The following is a 4076-nucleotide window of genomic DNA, read 5'->3' as shown; positions in this document are numbered from 1 at the left end:
TCGATGAAGATGTTCTCCGGCCGGACGCCCATCAGCTGCGCCTTGGCGCGCGCGGGCTCCAGCTCCTCGCCCTGGCCCAGGTCCGCGGTGAAGGTCACGACCTCGCAGCCGTACTGCTGCTGGAGCCATTTCAGGATCACGCTGGTGTCGAGCCCGCCGGAATAGGCCAGGACGACCCTGGAGATGCCGGGCCTGGAGATGCCGGGGGTGGGAGCGGCGGCGGACGGGCGCGTGTCGGACATGGCGCGCGCTTAGGCCGCGCGATACGGCCGCGCAACCGCCAGCGCCCGGCCGGCCGGCGGGCGTTCAGCGGCGGTTTAGCCTCGCCCCGCTAGCCCGCGCGGCATGAAACGCCTGATCCTCCCCGCCCTGGCGATCGCCAGCATCCTGTCCGTCCCCGCCACCGCGCAGAGCACCCGTGCCGCCGCGCTCGCTCAGCTGCGCGCCGAGTTCACGGCGACCGACCTCGACCACGACGGCCTCCTGACGAAGGCGGAGGTCGCCGCCCGCATCGCGCACATGCGGATGGCGGGCGCCGCCCGCCCGCTGACGCCGCAACAGGCGCACCAGCTGACCCAGTTGTGGTTCGAGCACACCGACACGAACCACGATGGCCGCGTGACGCTCGCCGAGTCCGAAGCGACGATGGGCCAGATGTTCGACCGCTACGACACCAACCACGACGGCGTCATCAGCCCCGCCGAGCGGGAGGCGGCGCGGACCGCGGTCAGGCCGCCGGTGGCGCCGCACTGACGATGTCCGCCCCCAGCCGCCGCTCGCCCGTCTCCATGTAGTCGCGCACGATCGGCAGCGTGCGGCGGCCTTTCGAATATTGCAGCTGATAGTTGCACAGCGACCCGTTCTCGAACGCCATCGCCGCACCGGCGAGGTACCAGGTCCACATCCGGTAGAAACGCTCGTCGTACAGCGCGACGATCTGGTCCCTCGCCCGTACCGTGCGGCCGTACCATTCCAGCAGCGTGTAGCTGTAGTGCAGCCGCAGCACCTCGACGTCGGTCAGGAACAGGCGCGTCGGCTCGCTCGCGCGCACGATCTCCGACAGGGCCGGATTATAGCCGCCGGGAAAGATGTATTTCGCGGTGAAGTCGTCCGTCACGCCCGGGCCGCCCAGCCGGCCGATCGTGTGCAGCAGCATCACGCCATCGTCGGCGAGCAGGTCGTGCGCGCGGCGGAAGAACGCGCGGTACTGCGGCGGCCCGACATGCTCGAACATGCCGATCGACACGATGCGGTCGAACCGGCCGTCGCGGTCCCGATCGATGCGGCGATAGTCGATCAGCTCGAACCGCACCTTGTCCGCCACGCCCGCCGCCTCCGCGCGTGCGCGCGCGACCTTCAGCTGTTCCTGCGACAGGGTGACGCCCAGCACCTCCGCCCCGGTCGCCCGGTGAAGGTACAGCGCCATCCCGCCCCAGCCGCAGCCGATGTCCAGCACCCGCATCCCCGGCCCGATCGCGAGCTTGGCGGCGATATGCGCCTTCTTGGCGTGCTGCGCCGTTTCCAGCGTGTCGGCGGGATCGCGGTAATAGGCGCAGCTGTACTGCCGGTCCTCGTCCAGGAACAGGGCGTACAGCCGGTCGGACAGGTCGTAATGGTGCGCGACGTTGCGGTGCGAGCGGCGCTCCATGTTGATCCGGTCGATCCGGTGCTTCACCGCGCCCAGCATCCGCCGCGCCGGCGACGGTTCGAGATTGTCGGCCCCCCGCTCCCACGGGCTGTTGGCGGTCAGCAGCCGGACGAGGCCGAGCACGTCGTCCCCGTCGATGGTCATCCGGCCGCTCATGTACATCTCGCCGGACGCCAGCGTGGGGTGCCGCGCGATCGCGCGCTGCACCCCCCCGTCCGCGAAGCGCAGCGTCACCTCGGGAAGCGCCGGGTCCGGCGTGCCGAAGGTCGCGGGAGGGATTCCGGGGCGGATGAGGGCCAGGGTACCGCGCTTCACCGCGCGACGCAGGAAGAAGTCTATCAGCGCCATGCAGGCTTCCGCTACCGGGCCGTGCGCGTTGACGCCAGGCGCGAGCGTTTCGAACCCAGGAACCCTGCATGACCGAATGGCACAGCTACGACCCCGCGGACGGACACCGCCTCGCGCACGATCCGCTGAGCGCGATCGTCGCGCCGCGTCCGATCGGGTGGATCAGCACCCTGTCGTCCGGCGGCATCGCCAATCTCGCGCCGTACAGCTTCTTCAGCCTGTTCAACTACAGGCCGCCGATCATCGGCTTCGCGTCCACGGGCGGCAAGGACTCGCTGGCGAACGCGGAGGCGACCGGTGAGTTCGTGTGGAACCTCGTCACGCGCGACCTTGCGGAACCCATGAGCGACAGCTCGGCGACACTGGCGTCCGACGTGGACGAGTTCGCGATGACGGGCCTCGACCGGCTGCCCTCCCAGGTGGTGAAGCCTGCGCGCGTGGCGCGGAGCCCGGTGCAGTTCGAGTGCCGGGTCACCCAGATCGTGCGCCTGCTCGCCGCCGACGGCCGCGAGATCAACCAGCACATGGTATTGGGCGAGGCGGTGATGATCCACATCGATCCCGGTATGCTGGAAGACGGCGTGTACCAGACCGCCCGTCCCCGACCCATCACCCGCGGCGGCGGTCTGGCCGACTATTTCGAGATCACGCAGGACAGGTTGTTCAAGCTGGGCCGGCCGCGCTGACGCGCCCGGCGACGACGGCGGCGGTACCTTGCGCGTCCCCCGCGACCGGCACGACGATCGCCCATTCGTCGGCGCCGGGCCGTTCCAGCGTCGCTAGCTGGCTGTCGAGAAGGCTGGCGGGCATGAAGTGACCGGGCCGGTGGAGCATCCGCGCGCGCAGCAGCGCCTCCGGCACGTCGAGCAGCACGAACAGGGTCTCGCGTTTCGGGCCGGACGCCGAACCGCGCAGCCGGTCGCGATAGGCGCGGCGCAGGGCCGAACAGGCCGCGACGCCGGTCGGATGGTCCGCCAGCCAGGCGGCGACGCGATCCAGCCACGGCGCGCGGTCCTCGTCGGTCAGCGCGATCCCAGCGGCCATCCTGGCGATGTTGGCGGCCGGGTGCAGCGCATCGCCTTCGCAGAACGGCACGCCAAGCATCGCGGCGAGCCGCCGGCCCACCTCGGTCTTGCCGGCTCCCGAGACTCCCATGACGACGATCGGCATGGCCTGCCCTTGACACGGATCGAACCCGATCGCCACGCGCTCGGCCCGGAAGCCTGTCCGGAAACGCGCCGTCCCGCGCGCTTCCGGACGATCCCAGGGAGGAGGCCGGCATGACGCTCGTCGAACTCGGCCGCTTCGATCGGATCGCCGCGCACATCGTCGTCGGACGTCTGGCGAGCGAGGGCATCGCCGCGATCGCGTTCGACGGAGAGTCGTCGGTCGGCGACGGCAGCTGGCTCGTCGTCCCGGTGCGCGTGATGGTGGACGAGGACGATGCGGCCGCCTCGCGCGCGCTGCTCGATGCGGCACCCGCGCCCGACTGGCCCGTCGAGCCCGACTGACTGCCCGCATTTCAGGCAACGGCGTCGGTTCTGCCCGCTAATAGGGCGGTCCGCACGGCGGCGGGTCGACATGTCCGAGGCGAAGCGTCCGGCACGTTCCTTGCGGGGGCAGCGGCAAGGGGGACGCGGCATGAAGATGGTGATGGCGGTCATCAAACCGTTCAAGCTGGACGAGGTTCGCGAGGCGCTGACCGCGATCGGCGTGGCGGGGATGACGGTGACGGAGGTCAAGGGGTTCGGCCGGCAGAAGGGGCAGACCGAAATATACCGCGGCGCCGAATATTCGACCAACATGGTGCCCAAGATCAAGATCGAGGTGGCGTGCGACACGGCCGTGGTGGACCGCGTCGTCGAGGCGGTGCAGTCCGCCGCCAACACCGGTTCGATCGGCGATGGCAAGATCTTCGTCCTGGATATCCAGCATGCCGTGCGCATCCGCACCGGCGAAACCGACGCGAGCGCATTGTGAGGACGTCGCGGCTCCTGTCCGCCGTCGGCGTTGTTGGAATGTTGTTACTGGTGTCGCATCCTGCGCTGGGGCAGACGCCTGGTGGTGCGGTTGCGGGTCA

General features: G+C 70.0%; 7 protein-coding genes. 4 read left to right on the top strand and 3 right to left on the bottom strand.

Annotation, left to right across the window (positions count from 1 at the left end; all coding sequences use genetic code 11):
• Positions 1-242: argininosuccinate synthase domain-containing protein (locus HUV01_RS13095; protein ID WP_174298666.1), on the bottom strand; the 242-nt coding region annotated here is incomplete at its 3' end.
• 103 nt (positions 243-345) lie between these two features.
• Here HUV01_RS13095 and HUV01_RS13090 point away from each other — a divergent pair.
• Positions 346-753, top strand: coding sequence for an EF-hand domain-containing protein (locus tag HUV01_RS13090; RefSeq protein WP_174298665.1), 408 nt, complete (start codon positions 346-348; stop codon positions 751-753).
• On the opposite strand, the gene HUV01_RS13085 is transcribed toward HUV01_RS13090, so the two are convergent.
• On the bottom strand, positions 728-1996 hold the full coding sequence (locus HUV01_RS13085; RefSeq protein ID WP_174298664.1) for an SAM-dependent methyltransferase: 1269 nt from the start codon (positions 1994-1996) through the stop codon (positions 728-730). The two genes, HUV01_RS13090 and HUV01_RS13085, sit on opposite strands and share 26 nt — an antisense overlap.
• 68 nt (positions 1997-2064) lie before the next feature.
• On the opposite strand from HUV01_RS13085, the gene HUV01_RS13080 reads away from it, so the two are divergent.
• Entirely contained in the window at positions 2065-2682 is a 618-nt protein-coding gene (locus HUV01_RS13080) for a flavin reductase family protein (protein ID WP_174298663.1), read from the top strand.
• Here the strand turns inward: HUV01_RS13080 and HUV01_RS13075 are convergent.
• Entirely contained in the window at positions 2660-3166 is a 507-nt protein-coding gene (locus HUV01_RS13075; protein WP_174298662.1) for a gluconokinase, read from the bottom strand. The genes HUV01_RS13080 and HUV01_RS13075 overlap by 23 nt on opposite strands.
• Positions 3167-3276: 110 nt before the next feature.
• Between HUV01_RS13075 and HUV01_RS13070 the strand changes: the two genes are divergently transcribed.
• Both HUV01_RS13070 and HUV01_RS13065 read left to right on the top strand, forming a co-directional pair.
• Entirely contained in the window at positions 3277-3507 is a 231-nt protein-coding gene (locus tag HUV01_RS13070) for a putative signal transducing protein (protein WP_174298661.1), read from the top strand.
• Positions 3508-3637: 130 nt separating this feature from the next.
• Entirely contained in the window at positions 3638-3976 is a 339-nt protein-coding gene (locus HUV01_RS13065) for a P-II family nitrogen regulator (RefSeq protein ID WP_174298660.1), read from the top strand.
• The last annotated feature ends 100 nt before the right edge of the window (positions 3977-4076 follow it).

Source organism: Sphingomonas bacterium, from assembly GCF_903643035.1.
Classification (GTDB): Bacteria; Pseudomonadota; Alphaproteobacteria; order Sphingomonadales; family Sphingomonadaceae; genus Sphingomonas.
Note: the sequence above shows the minus strand (reverse complement) of the source record. Positions and strands in the feature narration are given on the sequence as shown.